Source organism: Shewanella sp. 10N.286.51.B8 (genome assembly GCF_041469325.1).
GTDB lineage: Bacteria > Pseudomonadota > Gammaproteobacteria > Enterobacterales > Shewanellaceae > Shewanella.
On the sequence record NZ_JBFRKG010000003.1, the window covers coordinates 92,469 to 110,576 of the forward strand.

Below are 18,108 nucleotides of genomic sequence, written 5' to 3' on the forward strand. Positions count from 1 at the left end.
ATCTCTTATTCAGTGATGATTTTAATTCCTGGGATAATCTGTTGACTCTTTTTACCTTGCTTTTTAAGCCAGAAATAAAAGCCCACTAGCGCAATAGAAAAGAATGAAATCCACCCGATAGATTGCACTGGATGCTTAGCAATGTTGGCACCTTGATATACTACCGTTGCACTGCCATAAGCTAATGCAAAGGTCCATAGCGCAGCAAATCGAGCCCACTTAGCACCAAACTCATTCACTAATGCGCCCATTGCCGCAACACAAGGCGTGTATAGCAAGATGAAGAGCAAATATGAGAATGCTGCAATTTTGGTTGTGAAACCAGCTTGCAGTGCACTGAATGTTGAACTATCAACTTCAAGCTCTGCAGCGGCTTCTTCTAAATTTTCGACATTTCCAACATCAATTGATAAAGGATCTTCAGGGGCAATACCCAATAAGTTTTCAGGGATAGTACTTAATGCCTCAGAAAAACTTTCAGACAGACTCGCTAACTCTTCATCTTCGCCTGCTGGCGTGGCATATAAGCTGTTTAATGTGCCAACAACCGCCTCTTTTGCAAAAATACCAGTGATAATACCTACTGTTGCAGGCCAGTTATCTTGCTCTACACCCATTGGTGAGAAAAATGGTGTTACTTTTTGGCTTAATACACTTAGTACTGACTCGTTACTGTCTTCATGGCCGAAACTACCATCGGTACCAATTGCATTGACAAAATTCAGTAGCGTCACCACGATAACAATGGTTTTACCGGCACCTAAAATAAAACTTTTAGTACGTTTAACTGTGCGAGAGAAAACTGCTTTCGCTTTTGGCATTTCATAACTAGGCAGTTCCATCACTACCGCGCTGCTTGAACCTGGCAATACTGTGCTGCGAAGTAATAAACCGGTACCAATAGCAGCAAAAATACCAATGATATACAGTAAAAATACTAAGTTTTGACCTGAATCAGGAAAGAACGCCGCAGCAAATAGAGCATAAACAGGAAGACGAGCACCACATGACATAAAGGGCGCCATCATGCCGGTAACGATTCTTTCACGCTCACTACCCAGTGTCCGTGTTGCCATAATGGCAGGTACAGAACAACCAAAGCCGACAATCATTGGCACGAATGCTTTACCGGGTAGACCAATACGTCTCATTAATCCATCAACGACAAATGCAGCACGAGACATATAGCCTGATGCTTCAAGTACCGATAACGCAAGAAATAGTGCTGCAATGACCGGTATAAAGGTGGCAACCGTTTGTATGCCCTGGCCGATCCCGCCAGCAACAATTGTCACTAACCACACAGGGGCACCAATTGAGGATAATAGCGAGCCTAAGTGATCAACAAAGATGGCCCCGGCTGTAATATCAAAAAAGTCGATAAACGAGCTACCCACATTGATACTAAACATAAACATTAAATACATCACTAACAAAAACACCGGAACACCGAGTGCTGGATGTAAAATTAATTTATCAAGCTTGTCACTGATGCTTTCAAACTCACCCACTTCAACAGATTGGCTAAATACCGTCTCAACAAAATCAAAACGGGTAGTGGCCACTAACACTTCAACATCTGTTCCTGATTGTTCCGCAATTTTAGTACAATCATTAACAACATCTTTTAAGCTAGTATTATTACATTTTCCACAGCCATTACCGTTACCAAGCATAGCAAGTGCTCGGCCGCGACTTAGATCGCTAGCATGTTGTTGCAGAGTTTGCACGCCCGCTTCAATACGCTCATCATAATTAAGCATTAAAGCAGACTCTGAAATTTCGCCTTTGAGTAACTTTAAGACTTGGCCTTGCACCTGCTTAACATCATTTGACTCTCTTGAACAAACGGCAATCACAGGACAACCTAGCTCTGCAGCCATCTTTTCAAGATTGACTGCAATACCTAATTTTTTTGCCGCATCGATTTTATTCAACACCACAACCATTGGAATACCCAGTTCTCTTAATTGAACAGTCAGGTACAAATGGCGTTCGATATTGGTTGCGTCTACAAGGTTGATAATGCCATCAATTCTTTGATCGGCTAAATATTGTTGGGCGATTTGTTCATCTAAAGAACAATCACAACTATTACCTGCCGGTAATAAATCATAAATACCCGGCAAATCAGTTAAATGGATATTGGTGTTATCAAGAGTGAAATAACCGGTTTTCTTTTCTACCGTTACGCCAGACCAATTACCCACCTGCTGATTAGAGCCCGTTAATGCATTAAACAGCGTTGACTTGCCTGCATTTGGGTTGCCTACGGTGACGCAATGAAATTCTTTAGTCATTTGTTTTTATTACCTCAATAACATCCGCTAAATCACGGCGCATACATAAACGGCTACCACGTAAATCTAATTCAACTCCTGAACCCATCGGCGCTCTGCGTAACATTTTAAATGACGTATGAGGAGTGATGCCCATAGAGAGTAATTTACGCTTTACTGTTTGAGGTAAAGAGAGTTGGCCAACCTCTGCAATCTTAGCGCTATCGCCGGGATTGAGTTCACTAAGCTTCATAAAGCAGTTACCTTGGGATTATAAATATGAATTACACTAATTTTATATGAGCTAACTAAGCAAAACCTTTACCTAGATCATGTTTTATGAGTGCAAACGAGAATGGTTTTCAATTGTATTGTCAATTATGTGATAAAAGCCCAAAAGAAAATAGTGCTTTGAGTATTATATTTTGATAACGGCTAAATTGGCTGCTTATATGAGGTGTTTGTTTACTTAAATGTTAACGAGTGTCTTGAGTAAGTAGGCCAAAAGTAAATTCATCATGCCAATCGGGGCCTATTTTATAATTTTGTCTTAAGCAGCCTTCATTAATAAAACCACAAGCCGTCATTACCTTGGCTGAAGCGAGATTGTTAGTTGAACAGATACCAATATACTTGTGGACCCCAAATTGATGGATCCCCCAATCAATAACTGCGTTTAAGCTTTCAGTAGCGTAACCTTGACCGGACATCTCAGGTGCTATGATATAACCTACCTCAGCGCGCCTTAGCAAGGCATCATCACAATGAAAACCTGTAAAACCAATAAAAGCACCGGTGTGAATATCTTCAATCACTAACGTTAACCACTCTCCTAAATCAAACTCCCACGGTGCAAGTCTTGAATTAAATTTCTGTTTAATGGCTAACTCAGTCATTGGCTCACAGATATATTGGATGACATCAGGATTTTGATGCAGGCGGTTAAAACTGTCCCAATCCTCCTTGATTAAGGTTCTAATTTTTAATCTGTCAGTATATAACGCAATCATTAAGTGGTGACCTCCAATAAAAAAGGCAGCCTAAGCTGCCTTAATCAACATAAGGCGTTTAGCCTCTGCTGGTTACTTCTAATAAATGGTAACCAAATTGAGTTTTAACTGGGCCTTGTACTTCATTTAAAGGCGCGCTAAATACGACTTCATCAAACTCACGAACCATCATACCTGGACCGAAAGAGCCAAGTTCTCCACCTTGTGCACCTGATGGACATGATGAATGGGCTTTAGCAATTTCAGCGAAGTCTGCACCTGCTATGATTTGCTGCTTAAGCGTTTCACATTGTTCTTCAGAACTCACAAGAAGATGCCTAGCTGTTGCCTGTACCATTTATAGCTCCTTTGGCAGTTGATGCCATTAATTAGTCATTTTTTTATAAAAAATAAAAGGGAGCATAAATTGCTCCCTTGTTACTCAGATTACATTTACTAAACTATCAGTTATTGGTTATTTTGCCAATTCGGATTCAATCCAGCGGGCAATTTTTTTCTCCATGACTGCCATAGGTAACGAACCGGTTGTTAAAATTTGATCATGAAAGCCCTTAAGATCAAATTTATCACTAAGCTGGGCTTCAGCATCAGCACGTAATCTTAAAATAGTCAGCTGACCAATTTTGTAAGATAACGCCTGACCAGGGATAGCCATATAACGTTCTACTTCCGCAATAATGTCAGACTCTGCCATTGGCGAGTTGTCCTTCATATACTGAATAGCTTGCTCACGGCTCCAGCCTTTAGCATGTAAGCCAGTATCAACCACCAACCGCATTGCACGGAGCATTTCATCAGATAGCTTACCAAAGTACTGATAAGGATCGCTGAATAAGCCCATTTCGATGCCTAAGTACTCAGCATATAATGCCCAGCCTTCTTCAAATGCAGTATAACCTTGGAAACGTTGGAACTCAGGAATACCGGTTAACTCTTGTTTAATGGCAATTTGAAAGTGATGCCCAGGCGCGGCTTCATGTAAAGAAAGCGTTGTCATGCCCCACTTAGGCTGTGCTTTTAAATTAAAGGTATTAATATAAAACACACCAGGACGTGAGCCATCTACCGCAGGAGATTGATAAGAAGCCCCTGCTGCTGATTTTTCTCTAAAGCTTTCAACAGGTTTAACAACATAATCAGCTTTTGGCATCACGTTAAAGTATTTAGGTAACTCTTTATTGATGTCATCTTTTAGTGCCATATAGCCATCAATTAAGCCTTGGCGCTCACTAAAAAAGTATTCTGGATCACTTGAAAGTGATGCGAAGAAAGCGCTTAAATCACCTTCAAAGCCAACTTGTTCACGTACTGTATCCATTTCAGTTAAAATGCGTTTTACTTCTGAAAGACCAATTTGATGAATTTCATCAACCGGCATTTTTGTGGTGGTATGACTATTTGCTAGCGTTTGATACCACTCTTTACCATTAGGTAATCCCCACCAACCATCAGAAGCTCTTGCGTGGGAAAGATAACTATCTTTAAAATAATTTCTTAAATCTGTTAAAGCTGGAATTAACTGAGATTGAATAAGCTTACTGTACTCTGCTGTTAATTGAGTCTTATCTTGCTCACTAAAGTCTTCAGGCATGATATTAATTGGTGCATAAAATAAGCTTTGCTTAGCCTCTTTAACCAATTGAGCATCTAACTGCGGGATAATACGTTCAACCAAGACTTTAGGTAACACAACTTTACTGGCGATCCCCTCATCCATTCTTGCTTGAGCCAGGCCTATCCAATTGATAAAACCTGCAAGACGACCTAACCAGTTGTTATAATCTTCAACGGTGTTAAAAGGCTGGGCACTTTCACCACTGCCCAATTGGATCATGCTGATAACCGTACTGTAAAACTGATTCATTGGCATAAAATGCTCAGGATACGACTCGGCAACAAGATCCATATGACGGTCATACATGAACATATCAAAGCTTAATTGTAAATCTGCAGGAAGTTCATTTGCATTAATTGATTTTGCTCGTTTTAGAAACTGACTATTTAGTTCATGTCGTTGTTTTAGGTAAGCCTCAGTTAATGAACCACCAAACTCAGCGTTGTAATCATTAACCCCTACATAGGTTGCATAGATAGGTTCTAATGCTAACAGTGCTTTAAAGTAATCATCCGCTAAAGCATTATATGCTTGTGCTGCTGTCTGGCTACTTTGTTGCGCGCTTTGTAGACTTGCGGTGCTTGAGTTGTTTGGACTTGTTTGCTCGCTGCATGCTTGAAGCGATAATAAAGAAGCAATAGCAACGGTCAGTAATGTTTTTTTCATCATCAGATCCCTGTCAGAGCCACAAATTTAGCGGCCTTAAAATATGATTTATCTTTTTAGTTATTATTTACAATGTATCGCAAATAGTTGTTATTAGTTAGCAAATAATTGTAACTGAGAATAACAATCTATTCTCTTTATACCTAAAAATACGACTCAAAAAAAAAGCCCCTTGAAAGGGGCTTTTTTCAAATTAACCAGATTACAAAGTAATATTGTTAATTCGCGCTTTTTCTTTGATATAAGAAATATAGCTGTTAGCGCTGCGCTTCGTTTTGCTGTGTTTAGCAGCACGATTTGCGCGCTTATAAGCAGACTTATATTGCTTCAAACTTAAATGGGCTAAAGTTAACTCAAGTTCAGCTTCACCTGGCTCATCCAAACCTGCTGCAAGTGCTTTTTCAAACACAGGAATTGCAGCTTTAGGCTCTTCAGCGATAGCAAGAATTTTACCTTGTTTAAGGTATAACTCAGCATCACCAGATAACTCAGCAGCTTGACCATATAATTTGGCTGCTTGCTTGAAGTTTTTAGCATTATGGTAGAAACCAGCTAAGATTTTAATCGACTTTTCAGTCTCTTTAATCAAACCAGATTTCATATGTTTTTCATAAAGCTTAGCAGCGTTATACGGCGCACCATTTTGCGACATAAGTTGTGCTAGACGAGTAATGTTACCATCAGACTCTAGAAAACCATTTTTATAAGCTAAATCATAAGTGGCTAATGACTTGGTATAATCTTCAGTCATCAAATAAAATTGCGCTAACTGTACCCATAAACGTTTATCGTCTTGGAACAGCGGTACCATAATTTCGAGTACCTTTACCGCTTCTTTATACTTCTTTTGATTGAAGTATGCAGTTAATTTCATTTGATAAAGGCCTTTATCAGGCTTCGCTACTAGAGAAAGTCCTTTATCGGCAACTTCAAGTACTTTATCCCACTGCTTAAGTTCGCTGTATGCAATACCGATACGACGGTATACAACAGGGTCGACTTTACAAGTAAAGTCCATCCACTTGTAGTAGTAAGGAATAGCGTCTTTAAACTTCTTTTCTTGTAGTAATAAGTCAGCATACAAACGTAATGTTGCTGCGTGATCTGTACCACCAAGAATGTCAGCATCTACTGCTGTTTTTAAATACTTGATTGACGTTGCCATTTGACCTTTTTCAGCATAGAAAGAACCGATCATTCGTCCTATATACGCTGCATCAAAATCATTTTTGGTATTCACTTCAAGCAAAATTTCAATTGCTTGGTCCAAACGTCCTTCTGTGTATTCTTCGAAAGCTTTTTGAACTTTCTTACCAGCACTAGCACCAACTGCACGAGATTGACGCTCATCAATTGGACATTTTTCAGCTGCTTGAGCAGTTGAAACTGTGAGTAGCGAACTACCACACAAAGTTAGTAGCAACGCACTAGCGATTTTATTTACTTTACGCATTATCTACCTCCTTTATCCAATGTGAAATCAAGTTGTACAGTCATACCAGGAACCTTCATAGCCTTACCATCAATGATTTTAGGCTTGTATTTCCATTTCTTTAACGCACGAACTGCTTCGCGGTCAAAAATACGTTTAGGTTCTGCTTTAATAACTTTAACGTCTTCGATGCCACCTAATTCGTTGATGGTAAATGAAAGTTGTACATAACCTTCTTTACCATCACGTGCTGCAGCAATTGGGTATTGAGGATCAATACGTACAATTGGTGTTGCATCACCGTCACGTGTCATCATGTTACCAAGTTTAAAACCTGTGCTAGCACCGCCAGCGACAACACCACTCATGTTAAATGCCATATTCGTATCAATATCTGATGACGTATCTGGCGGAGTAGTATCCGGTTTCGGTGGTTGCTCAGGTGGTGCTGGTGGCTTAGGTTTAACCCTAGGCTTATCCTGCACTTTCGTATCCTGCTTATCCATACTGATCTCAATAATAGGAGAATCAGTTGAAGTGTCGGCGCGTTTAGCGCCGCCACCGACCAAGAAGGCCATGAAGACAAACAGGGCGAAAGTAACAGCAGCACCAACTATGAGTGATACTATTGCTCTCAGCATATTAGTCTTTCCCCGCTGAAATCGAGATTTTGTCGATACCCGCTTTCTTTACGTTGTCCATAACCTTAACTACAAGGCCATGTTCTGCTTCTTGGTCTGCTTCGATTAATACAGCCGCTTCTGGTGCTTCAGCTAACATACGCTCTACGTTCGCTGTTACACGCTCGATGTCAACCTGACGGTTTTCCATCTTAATTACGCCTGTCTTACTCACACCAATAAAGATGTTTGCAGATTTTTGTTGTGTCGCTGTAGAAGCTTCAGGTTTCTTATAATCAAGACCTGATGGCTTAATGAACGAAGTCGTCACAATAAAGAAGATCAACATGATAAACACGATGTCGAGCATCGGAGTCATATCTACTTGTGCTTCTTCTTCTACACTAAAATGCTTTTTACGTGCCATTTTCAATACTCTCTCTAGTGGTGTGGCAAGCTATCTTTTAGCTTTTCGAGACTAATTTTCAATTTTGCATCTAATCGAGTGCTAAAAAATACACCTGATAGTGCTGCTACCATTCCTGCCATTGTCGGCATGGTTGCCATTGAAATACCAGCCGCCATCATACGAGCGTTACTCGTACCATGAACTGCCATCACATCGAACACTGCTATCATTCCGGTTACGGTACCTAGTAGACCAATCATTGGACAAATGGCTACTAATGTTTTGATAAGCAGCATACGAGCATTCATATCTTGCTTAGCTTGGGACACCCAAGCTTCACGGATACGGTGTGCATACCAAGAGGTTGAATCCTCTCTATTATTCCATGCGTTGATAATCGCTTTATGCTCTTTTGGTGCAGTTAAATTGATATACCAAAAACGCTCAAGCATTAACACCCACATTAGAAATAGCACTGCCGCTACCAACCAGAGGATATCTCCTCCGGTGGCCATGAAGCCCCTGACAGAGTCCCAAACATCCATCAGGATTAGCATCATTAGTCAGCCCTCTTCTCAGCGTGCTCTGCAATGATACCAGCGCTTTGTTCTTCAAGAACTTGAACTACTGACTTGCTACGAGCGATAACAACTGCGTGCATAAGCATTAGAGGAAGTGCAGCAACAAGACCTTGTACCGTTGTCATCAATGCCATAGAGATACCACCTGCCATTAGACGTGGATCACCAGTACCGAACAATTGAATTGTTTGGAAGGTTGCAATCATACCGGTTACTGTACCAAGTAGACCCATCATAGGCGCGATAGCTGCTAGAACTTTAATGATTGAAATACGTGCTTCTAGAGCTGGCGTTTCTTTCAAAATAGCTTCATCAAGTTTAAGTTCAAGCGTTTCAACATCAACGTCTTTGTTTTCTTGATAAACTTTAAGTACACGACCTAATGCGTTATTACCTGGGTTTGAAGTATCTTTACGTTGAGCTTTAACTTTAGCACCAACAATATAAAGAGTAACTAAACGCTCAATTGAAATTAGCGCACCAAGAACAAGTAAACCGATGATGATGTAACCAATTGGTCCACCCGCTTCAATACGCTCTTCGATTGTCGCTTTTTGAGTGAATACACTTAGTAACACACCACGTGCAGGGTCAACAAACAGCTTTTCATAGCCAGAAGTCGCACTTGTAAATGACTTAACACTTGATACTTGTGCACTACCTGGTTGCTGTGAAAGCTCTTGGATTAGACCAAGGTCAGCGTTGTAAACAACGTATTTGCCATCAGCAAGTAAGTTATATGCACCAACACGAGTAACTGTAGTATTAGTAACACCGCCATCTAAACCTGTTACATCAGCATCGAAAGTAACAACTTTACCAGATTCGACCATTTCAAAAAGTTGAGCTTCCCAGAATTGTTCTAGCTCATTAATTTTTGGAAGTTCTTTACGAGCACCAAGTTCTGCAATAAATGCATCACGGCCAGGGAACTGTGCAGTAATGTTAGAACCAACTAACTTACCAGCAAAGTCACCTGCTTCACCTTTAACAACACCGAACATTTCGCCTAAGTCACCAGAAGCAATCTTACGATCTTCTTCTAATTGTGCGATTTTACGTTCGTTATCAGTAAATGCTTGCGCTAGATCTTTACCACGTTGTCTTTCAGCTGCAAGCGCTGATTTTTCACGTTTAAGAAGAGCAGCTTTATCGCCACGCTCATTTAAGAACTCTGCTTCACGCTTCTTATTGGTTTTAGTCGCATTAGCACGGTCTGTTTGAACTTGCTTTAATAGTTGTTCAATCGTTTTTGGTGCATCTGCAGCGCTAACCATACCTGATGTTAGTGACAGAGTTGCAGCAACGATTGCTGTAGTAATAAACTTTTTCATTATTGTGCAGCCTCCGCAGCAGGGATTGGTAAGGCGAATAGATCAGGAGCACCTTGACCACGAGCCTGTTTAATAGCTTTGCTTAAGTTACGAAGATAGCTATCTTCTAACACATCCCAACCTTTAGTTTCTGCGTTATACATCCAAGCTGACTTTTGGTCTTGGCTTTGAGCGTATAGGCTTACACGACCGAAGTTTAAGAAATCAACTAGTATTTCTTTACCATCAATTTGTAATTGACCAGTTTCTGCAATTAACTTAGAACCATATTCACGTTCAATGTTATACGCATCTAAGATCAAGCGGTACTTTTCAGCAAGTGTTACTTCAGCGCTATTTAATGTATCTTTTAAGCGTTGAACACGAGCTTCACGAGCGTCTTTGTTAAATGGTAAGTCTAAAGCGATAAATTGCTCTAAAGCGTCTACCATTTTAAACATTAAAGGAACAACACCTTGTCTAAGAGCATCAACACCGTCGATATCGTCTTGGATAAGTTTCATTGTCGCCTGTTGGTCTGCAACCAATCCGGCAACATAGTCATTGTATGATTTTAAAGATTCGCGTTCGTCAGCAACTGAGCCATACTCAAAAAGCATGTCTTGTGCTTGATCAAAATACTTATCAACTTTGTTTTGCGACGCAGCAGCATCAGCATGAATTTTGCCGTCTGCTTTTTGTACGTCACTTAGAGGATCTGCAATCACGAAGTTGCTGCTAGCTAATGCAAGCGCGCCAACAAGTGCAGTAGCGATTTTTGTTCTATTGCTTACCTTGGACATAGTTCCCAACCAATTTATAGTGAATTAGAAAGCTTTAACTCGAAAGTAACAACTGCGATTTTATTGTTAACCGATGTTGCACTCACTAAGTGTATCTTTCTCTTGTGATTGTTAGTTTTTTCTTCCCTATTCTATACCCGCTAAGGCATAGACCCGCTCGCATCATTTCACAAAATGTTGACCTGTGTCAACAATTGAGAACATCAAAAACTAGTGAAAAGGAGAGTTAACAAGGCGAATCTGTTTGAAAGAGTATTAATTGAACATTTGATTTTAGTTTAATGAGTAAATCTTAAACAATTGCATAAAAAAATGCCCGTTACTTACGTAACAGGCATTTTGTGTCCAAAACTATTAATTAAAATGCATATGAACCAGATAAGTAGTAAGTACGACCGTAAGAGTCAGTATAACGTGGATCATAACCTACCTGATGTCCTGCACCGCCTGAACGTAAGCTCAGTGATGGCTGTTTATCTAATAAATTATTAATACCAAATACTACGCTTGCGTGATCGGTGATATTCCAACGTGATTGATAATCAAGTTTGGTATAAGAGCCCACTGATAGTTGTACATCTTGACAGTCACCAAAGGCATCATTTTCTGTTACGCTACAGACTTCTTTAGATTGAAATTGATCTAAATAGCCTGAACGATAGTTAAAGGTAAAGTTATGATAAAAATCATCATGCTCATATCCCGCTTGTAACTGACTAACGACGCGGAATGTTACTGCATTATTATCACCAAACTTACCTAAACTTGAAATATAATCATCGGTAGTACCTGGACGAGTATACTCACTTTCAATGGTGTAAGTTCCGGTCAAGCCAAAGTGAACTGTACCGTAAGAAAGATCTGTAGCACTATTAAAATGCCAATCAAGACCTGAGTTTTTAGATTTACCTACGTTCACGTTAGCTTGCAAAATAGCTAACTCATCTATGCCTGTTGCGGTATTTGTTTTATAAGTAAATAAATCATAATACTTTTCAGGTTCAGCAAAAATCTGTGCTTCAGTTAAAGAAGTAACAACATCTTCCATTTCAACTGCCCAGTAATCAAGTCCAAAACTAAATTGGTTAGATGGAGCATATACAAAGCCTGCAGAGTACTGAGAAGATGTTTCAGATTTTAGACCTGGGTTGCCTTGTGAAAATACATTATATTGCTGAGAACCAGGCTTACACCAAGCTTCTTTTGCATCTCCAGTACCTTCAAATGGACATTGGTAATTACCACCAGTTACACCTGCTTCTGCACGTGGTTGACCGATTGCTAACATTGATGGCGCTTTAAAGCCAGTGCCATAAGATGCGCGTATTAGTAAGTCTTCAGTTGCTTGCCAGCGGCCGCTTAACTTATAAGTAACATCATCATCGCTATCATTTATGGTTCCGCCATTTAGATTATCATCTACTGCACCAATGTTGTCATAACGTAAAGAACCGGTGATATCGAATGTATCTGTTAATGGAACATTTAATTCAGCAAAAGCACCATATACTTCTCTAGACATAGAGTAAGGTTGATCAGCACTTAAGAATAGTAAGATAGATTCTTGGTTTGCATCAGATAGCGAATAATCATAATCATAGGTTCTATAATCTGCACCTGCAGCAAAGTACGCATCATTACCATTAACTTCAAATACTGGCATTGATAGTTTAAAATCAAGAGCATTCATGACTGTCTTAGAATTAGACCAATCACCACTGTAAACAATACCTGCAGCATCTACTTCTTCTTGAGTTACTGTACCTGCAGGAGCAAAGATATCAATTGCGCCACTTTCTACAGCATCAACAAATTTAGACTCAATTAACCAACCTGTTGGGTAGTTTTGATCCGTATCATTCACTGAGTATGTATAAGCTGCCTCAAAATCAATATTGTCACCAATAGTGCCTTCTAAGCCAGCAACAAGATGAGTAGATTTAGTGTTCCACTCAGTTGTACGATTTCCTGCTGGCAATGCACGCCAAACACCTAATCCAAAATCAACATCCTCTGGATTGTAACCCGCAGGTAAATTAGGAGTAAAATATTGATCAAATAACGGACTGTCTGTTGAAATCAGTACGCCACCAGATGGATATGGTGCGATACGAGTTGTCATTGAATAATCTGAATAAGTACCTTCTACAAAACCAGTTAAATTATCGGTAATTGCAAAATCAGCTTTTAATAAGAAACTATCACGCTCTGACTCAGGTTGAATTTCAATAGTCGTTGTATAATCGAACCAGCACCAATCACCAATAGATGATGTATTTTCTGCACAAACACCAGTTTCATTGCGATTTGGGTTAAAATCTTGAGTTGTACCATCAGCAAAGTAAAAACGACCATTTCCTGGTATTGCATTTGGTGAGCCGTTAAAGAAAAATAAATCTTTACCTTTGCTCTCAAACTCAATCATGCCAGTTTTTGCGAAGTCACGGTCTGTAGCTTTTAGTTGCTCTTTGCTATCATGGCTATACGATAACATTACGTTAAAGCCATCAGTGTCAATATCACCAAAACCAGTCGTGATACTACCATTCCAGCCCGAACCACCGTCTTCTTCAGGTAGTGAGTAACGACCTGTGATTGTGGTTTCGTTTACATTATCTTTTAATACGAAATTTACAACGCCAGCAATAGCATCTGAACCATATAATGCTGATGCACCATCAGTTAACACATCTACGCGTGCGATTGCACTTAATGGTATTGAGTTCAAGTCGATAGTACTTCCTGAACCACGTGGCGCCATACGGCGTCCATTTAATAACACTAGCGTATATGCTTCACCAAGATCATGTATCGAAGCAGTACTAGTACCGCCACCACTACCACCAACTGAATCAGATGTAGTCGTAAAGCCTTGCATTGCAGGTAATTGCTGCATTAAATCAGCAACATTGTCTACACCTGTGCGTGCAATATCCTCTGCTGTCAGCACTGTAACGGGCAATGAACCTTCCATGTCTGTGCGTTTAATTGCAGAACCTGTTACTTGAATACGTTCTACTTTTTCGCCTTCTTCAGCAGCGAATGCTACTGGTGAACTAAGTGCTGCCGCAGCGGCACCGCTAATCATTGCTAGACGCACTGATTTAGCTAATAAATTCTTATGCATTGTCAATCTCCCTGGACTTGTGTCTTTCTTATTGTTCCAACCTTATTAATTTAGGTTGGTTAACGAAGTTGAACATCGCTCAACCACATTTCGTATGCAATAAAATCACAAATAAAACATTAATTCAACATATGTTTCATTAATATCGGGTCAGTTAACATGTTTAGAATGGTTATTTCGTCCACAAAAACATACAAAAATAGAGAATTAAACTACACAGCCACCTTAAGCCTCTGTATTTAATAGCATTTAAAAATAACAAATAACAATTTAAAATGTTGCAGAATTGTTCCGATCGGCTATTTTATACCCACAACAATAAATAGATATGTGGTCAAATGACCTTCGAGACTTACAATTAATTAACAAGCAGACGGTCGCTATGAATTTTAAAGCAAAAAAAACACCCCTTTCGGAGTGTTTTAATGGGTAGTTGTTAAATTTTAATTTTATAAAATGTAACGAATACCGAAGCCAATGCCATCATCTTCACTGATCTTCATTTTGTCTTCGTTTGTTCCGCGGAAATCACTGCTGTCGATACGACCTTCAAAATAAAGGATGGTGTTTGTATCCCAGATATAATGAATACCTGCTGTAGTGAATTGACGCTTAAATACTTCGCCTTCATCAGCGCCTAATACGTTATCAGCATCTAGCATGTTGTATGCTAAGAAAACACGGATGTTGTTGTCAAAACGATATGATACTAATGACTCAACACCTTTAGAACTTTCGATCATACGGCCAATGTTATCTGTGTCATGAAATTTATTTTCATTGTAGTTAGCAGAGAAATAAATACCTTCTGCATCCCAGTTACCATAAGTTACGCTTAAGCCGTAAATTTCATCACGCTCTTCAATGCGGGTGCCGTTCTCTAATTCACCTTCAAATTTACCCGTGTTGTAACCAATACCAACAGATAATTCATCAGTGAATTGATACATAGCCGATAAACCGAAGGTATTACCGTATTCTACAGTACCTAGTGACTCTTCATCACTAATACTTGGTGCATCAGAAAAACCATCTACGTTCTCATCTTCGTAAATAACGAATTCATTTTGCTTTAACTGTACTTGCGCACCAAAACTGAATTTATCAAACGAGTTACGGTATTGAATGGTTTTATCACCACGGCCTACACCGTTAATAGCGCCATCAGCTTTATTGTATGTGTATACACCTGCAGCATTACCATCCCATACGATAGGGTAGTTTGTTCCGGCAACAACGTCGTACCAAACACCCCATTGCTTACCTAGGCTGATTGAGCCGTAAGTATCATTTGATACGCCAACGTAACCTAAACGGTTATTTAGAAAGTCATCGCTTTGTGATTCAAATTGACTACCAGCACTATAAACGATTTCACTGTTACCGAATGGGTTAACACCCCACTCGAATTTAGCAAAGGTTGCCCAACCATCATTCATTTGACGATCAAAGGCGAAGTTAATACGTGATGCGCCATTGACGATTTCAGTTTCACCTTGGCCACTATAAATACGTGCATCGATGAAACCACCAATAGCAACAGAGTTTTTCTCATCTTTATAGATTTCGATAGCAGAAGCTGTTGGTACAAACATAACTGCTGCAAGTGTTGATGCGATTAAAGTCTTTTTCATCGAGCTAAACCTTCCCATTTCATTTTCATCATTAATTATTTTAAATAATCTATTTGCATAGAATTTTTCCATTAACTGAAGGCTAGCATGATGAATTAGCATGAAACAAAGAGATAAATCGATTAAATATCATAATAAACTAAATAAGCACATTGCAAAGCACAAACCACTACCAAAAGACATAAAAATGATAACGTATCACCATAAATTACACAGCCAGCAACATTAAAGTAACAACATCTGATTGCTCACAAGACTATCAAAACTGTCACCTTTGAGCCCTAATACTGGTTCTGCAATGGGCTCGATTTGTTTATCAAGGTAATATTGGTAATCAATTGATTCATTGGTTGCTTCTATAGGTTGCGCACCATTCAGAGTCATCCTGTAAGCGATCATGGTGCCTCTTTTACCAAGCTCCGAATTACCTGTTATTTGACATAGACGCGTTGCGGCTTTCACATGTGGTGAAGATTTAGCCGTATAATCTTCAATGTTACGCTTTAGGCGTTTTCTAAAAATTAGTTCATCATCAAATGAGCCATTTTGAAGCTCCTTAATTTGCTTTAACAAGTAGCCTCTAACGTCCCCTTGGGTAAATAATAACAAGTATAAATGATATTGCATTCTTCTGGCTAAAGGGCTCCAATCACTTCTGACTTGCTCCATGCCTTTAAAGGTCAGTGCTAATTGTCCCTCCTTGTCAGTGGTTGCCCCTACATAGCGTTTTTTACTGCCAGCATCTGAGCCTCTTAATGTCGGCATGACAAATTGATTAAAGTGACTTTCAAATTCAAGTTCCAAATAACTTTTTAACTGAAACTTGGTAGCACAAAAATCGGCCCATTTTTGGGTAATTTCCTGTGCCAGCATATGACCTAACTGACTAATATCGTCTATTTGATGCTTTTCTCCTAACCACACAAAGGTAGAGTCGGTATCACCATAAATCACCTTATAACCCAACTCTTCAATCCAAGCTTTGGTTTGCTTCATGATTTGATGGCCACGCATGGTAATCGAGCTTGCAAGCTTGGCATCATGGAACACACAGCCTCTAGAGCCCAATACGCCATATAAAGAGTTCATGATTATTTTAATGGCTTGGGACAGAGGTTGGTTGTTAAGTTGTTTGGCTTGCTCACGCTGCTGCGCGAGTGTTGCTATTAGCTCTGGCAATATGGGGTTGTCTCTGCTAAATCTTGCATTGAGAAAACCCGGCACAGTCACTTCGTCAGGCTGCTGTTCGCCCACCACCAAGCCTTTGGGATCAATCAAAAACGTTCTAATAATTGATGGATAAAGGCTTTTAAAGTCCAACACTAAAACATCTTTGTAAAAACCCGGGATAGAATCCATCACATAGCCACCAGGAGATTCAAGTCCATCACTAGCTGGGTGAGCAGGGGCAACAAAACCGCTTCGATGTAAGTGCGGTAGGTATAAATTATTAAAAGCAGCAACAGATGCGCCAACGCGGCCAAATTCTAAGCCGGTTAGTTTGGCCCGTTCAATGGCAAAAGCCAGCAACTGGGTTTTATCAAAAATATCCCATACTAGGCGGCAATCGGTAATATTATAAAACGCCAATGCGACTTTATCATGGGCAAACAAATGACAGATTTCTTGGCTGCGATTATCAACATGGTCAATAGCCTTGCCTTCATTTAGTAATTGTTGCGATACGTGCTCTAATGAATAGCGTTCAAAATGATAGAATGCCGCTTTAATCCAATCGATGCCATCTAGCACCACTCGCCCCGGTAAAGATAAGGTTTCAGGGCGATGCTTATCTTCAACCTTCCAGCTTAATACCGTCGCCCCACGACCAATGGTTAACGGTATCGAATGTAACTGACAACGTTTATACAATAGTGACAAATCAAAAGTGACGACCGCCCAGCCAATAATGACATCAGGATCATATTCGGCAAACCAATCAATTAATCGCTTAATAAGCTCAACTTCGGTAACCACCCACTGAATATAGTGCTCTGACTCTTGAGGCTGTCCCACCATAATGACTAATTGATAATCTTGCCCATATAAGCCAACTGAATATAACTCGCCGCTAGGGCTACATTCGAAATCCAACGAAATCATAGAAAGCGAGATGTCATTATCGCTTTTTCTTGCTTTTACAGCTTGGTACACCGGCAATTGACTTAAGCTGGTATTCTGACTGTTACATAAATCAGCCTCTAAACTAGATTGCCCGATAAACTCAACATCAAAGGCAATAAAGCGTTCTATCAAATATCGCTGCTCTGCCCTAATATCTGCCTCATAAATCTCAATCCCCATATCATTGGCAATCCGCAAAAACTGCCTTTGTACACTGGCTGACTTTAAGTAAATACAGGCGATAGCTTGGTGATTAAAGTTTTTAAGCGCGACAGTTTCGATTCTGCAACCTTGATGAATATGTCCTGCGAGTTTTGGTATATCTATTTGACGGCAAAAACACACTACTTCAGCCCCGTCCACTTCTATCAGCACAGGGCCAGATCTCGTTTTTAAATAATATTGCAATATAAGTCGACCATCACGAAAAGCTGAATGCCGCGTCAACACTCGCCCTTTGATAGAAGTCACCTTATTTACGCTTACTGTCATAGT

The 18,108-nt window shown here is 39.8% G+C and carries 14 protein-coding genes; all 14 read right to left on the reverse strand.

Features of this window, described 5'->3' with window-relative positions:
* Window positions 1-5: 5 nt before the first annotated feature.
* Window positions 6-2,300: a Fe(2+) transporter permease subunit FeoB gene (feoB, locus tag AB4160_RS01085; RefSeq protein ID WP_372003267.1), complete on the reverse strand. Its 2,295-nt coding sequence runs from the start codon at window positions 2,298-2,300 to the stop codon at window positions 6-8.
* A complete protein-coding gene (locus AB4160_RS01090; protein WP_102531826.1) occupies window positions 2,293-2,532 on the reverse strand; it encodes a FeoA family protein in 240 nt (79 codons plus the stop codon). The genes feoB and AB4160_RS01090 overlap by 8 nt, the downstream gene beginning before the upstream one ends.
* Before the next feature lie 223 nt (window positions 2,533-2,755).
* Complete coding sequence (locus AB4160_RS01095) at window positions 2,756-3,289, reverse strand: GNAT family N-acetyltransferase (protein ID WP_102476361.1); 534 nt, start codon at window positions 3,287-3,289, stop codon at window positions 2,756-2,758.
* A gap of 58 nt (window positions 3,290-3,347) precedes the next feature.
* Entirely contained in the window at window positions 3,348-3,626 is a 279-nt protein-coding gene (locus AB4160_RS01100) for a peptidylprolyl isomerase (protein WP_076537011.1), read from the reverse strand.
* A gap of 117 nt (window positions 3,627-3,743) precedes the next feature.
* Window positions 3,744-5,570 carry a DUF885 family protein gene (locus AB4160_RS01105; RefSeq protein ID WP_102476362.1) on the reverse strand — a complete coding sequence of 609 codons (1,827 nt, stop codon included), beginning with the start codon at window positions 5,568-5,570 and terminating at the stop codon, window positions 3,744-3,746.
* Between the two features lie 202 nt (window positions 5,571-5,772).
* Window positions 5,773-7,023 carry a tetratricopeptide repeat protein gene (locus AB4160_RS01110; RefSeq protein ID WP_303501650.1) on the reverse strand — a complete coding sequence of 417 codons (1,251 nt, stop codon included), beginning with the start codon at window positions 7,021-7,023 and terminating at the stop codon, window positions 5,773-5,775.
* Window positions 7,023-7,643, reverse strand: coding sequence for an energy transducer TonB (locus AB4160_RS01115; RefSeq protein WP_076537016.1), 621 nt, complete (start codon window positions 7,641-7,643; stop codon window positions 7,023-7,025). The genes AB4160_RS01110 and AB4160_RS01115 overlap by 1 nt, the downstream gene beginning before the upstream one ends.
* A gap of 1 nt (window position 7,644) precedes the next feature.
* A complete protein-coding gene (locus AB4160_RS01120) occupies window positions 7,645-8,049 on the reverse strand; it encodes a biopolymer transporter ExbD (protein WP_076537018.1) in 405 nt (134 codons plus the stop codon).
* 14 nt (window positions 8,050-8,063) lie between these two features.
* Window positions 8,064-8,591, reverse strand: a complete 528-nt coding sequence (locus AB4160_RS01125; RefSeq protein ID WP_076537019.1) for a MotA/TolQ/ExbB proton channel family protein — start codon at window positions 8,589-8,591, stop codon at window positions 8,064-8,066.
* Window positions 8,591-9,946 (reverse strand): MotA/TolQ/ExbB proton channel family protein, encoded by a 1,356-nt coding sequence (locus tag AB4160_RS01130; RefSeq protein ID WP_372003271.1) that lies wholly within the window; start codon window positions 9,944-9,946, stop codon window positions 8,591-8,593. The genes AB4160_RS01125 and AB4160_RS01130 overlap by 1 nt, the downstream gene beginning before the upstream one ends.
* On the reverse strand, window positions 9,946-10,728 hold the full coding sequence (locus AB4160_RS01135; RefSeq protein ID WP_102436074.1) for a DUF3450 domain-containing protein: 783 nt from the start codon (window positions 10,726-10,728) through the stop codon (window positions 9,946-9,948). The genes AB4160_RS01130 and AB4160_RS01135 overlap by 1 nt, the downstream gene beginning before the upstream one ends.
* 358 nt (window positions 10,729-11,086) lie before the next feature.
* Window positions 11,087-13,855 (reverse strand): TonB-dependent receptor, encoded by a 2,769-nt coding sequence (locus AB4160_RS01140; protein ID WP_372003274.1) that lies wholly within the window; start codon window positions 13,853-13,855, stop codon window positions 11,087-11,089.
* 449 nt (window positions 13,856-14,304) lie between these two features.
* Window positions 14,305-15,489, reverse strand: a complete 1,185-nt coding sequence (locus AB4160_RS01145; RefSeq protein ID WP_303501649.1) for a porin — start codon at window positions 15,487-15,489, stop codon at window positions 14,305-14,307.
* Window positions 15,490-15,714: 225 nt separating this feature from the next.
* A complete protein-coding gene (locus AB4160_RS01150; protein WP_372003277.1) occupies window positions 15,715-18,105 on the reverse strand; it encodes a DNA polymerase II in 2,391 nt (796 codons plus the stop codon).
* Window positions 18,106-18,108 lie beyond the last annotated feature (3 nt).

What these genes read in the sequence shown, in the direction of transcription:
- feoB (WP_372003267.1), bottom strand. Translation starts at nt 2,300, where the DNA reads ATGACTAAAGAATTTCATTGCGTCACCGTAGGCAACCCAAATGCAGGC.
- AB4160_RS01090 (WP_102531826.1), bottom strand. Translation starts at nt 2,532, where the DNA reads ATGAAGCTTAGTGAACTCAATCCCGGCGATAGCGCTAAGATTGCAGAG.
- AB4160_RS01095 (WP_102476361.1), bottom strand. Translation starts at nt 3,289, where the DNA reads ATGATTGCGTTATATACTGACAGATTAAAAATTAGAACCTTAATCAAG.
- AB4160_RS01100 (WP_076537011.1), bottom strand. Translation starts at nt 3,626, where the DNA reads ATGGTACAGGCAACAGCTAGGCATCTTCTTGTGAGTTCTGAAGAACAA.
- AB4160_RS01105 (WP_102476362.1), bottom strand. Translation starts at nt 5,570, where the DNA reads ATGAAAAAAACATTACTGACCGTTGCTATTGCTTCTTTATTATCGCTT.
- AB4160_RS01110 (WP_303501650.1), bottom strand. Translation starts at nt 7,023, where the DNA reads ATGCGTAAAGTAAATAAAATCGCTAGTGCGTTGCTACTAACTTTGTGT.
- AB4160_RS01115 (WP_076537016.1), bottom strand. Translation starts at nt 7,643, where the DNA reads ATGCTGAGAGCAATAGTATCACTCATAGTTGGTGCTGCTGTTACTTTC.
- AB4160_RS01120 (WP_076537018.1), bottom strand. Translation starts at nt 8,049, where the DNA reads ATGGCACGTAAAAAGCATTTTAGTGTAGAAGAAGAAGCACAAGTAGAT.
- AB4160_RS01125 (WP_076537019.1), bottom strand. Translation starts at nt 8,591, where the DNA reads ATGATGCTAATCCTGATGGATGTTTGGGACTCTGTCAGGGGCTTCATG.
- AB4160_RS01130 (WP_372003271.1), bottom strand. Translation starts at nt 9,946, where the DNA reads ATGAAAAAGTTTATTACTACAGCAATCGTTGCTGCAACTCTGTCACTA.
- AB4160_RS01135 (WP_102436074.1), bottom strand. Translation starts at nt 10,728, where the DNA reads ATGTCCAAGGTAAGCAATAGAACAAAAATCGCTACTGCACTTGTTGGC.
- AB4160_RS01140 (WP_372003274.1), bottom strand. Translation starts at nt 13,855, where the DNA reads ATGCATAAGAATTTATTAGCTAAATCAGTGCGTCTAGCAATGATTAGC.
- AB4160_RS01145 (WP_303501649.1), bottom strand. Translation starts at nt 15,489, where the DNA reads ATGAAAAAGACTTTAATCGCATCAACACTTGCAGCAGTTATGTTTGTA.
- AB4160_RS01150 (WP_372003277.1), bottom strand. Translation starts at nt 18,105, where the DNA reads ATGACAGTAAGCGTAAATAAGGTGACTTCTATCAAAGGGCGAGTGTTG.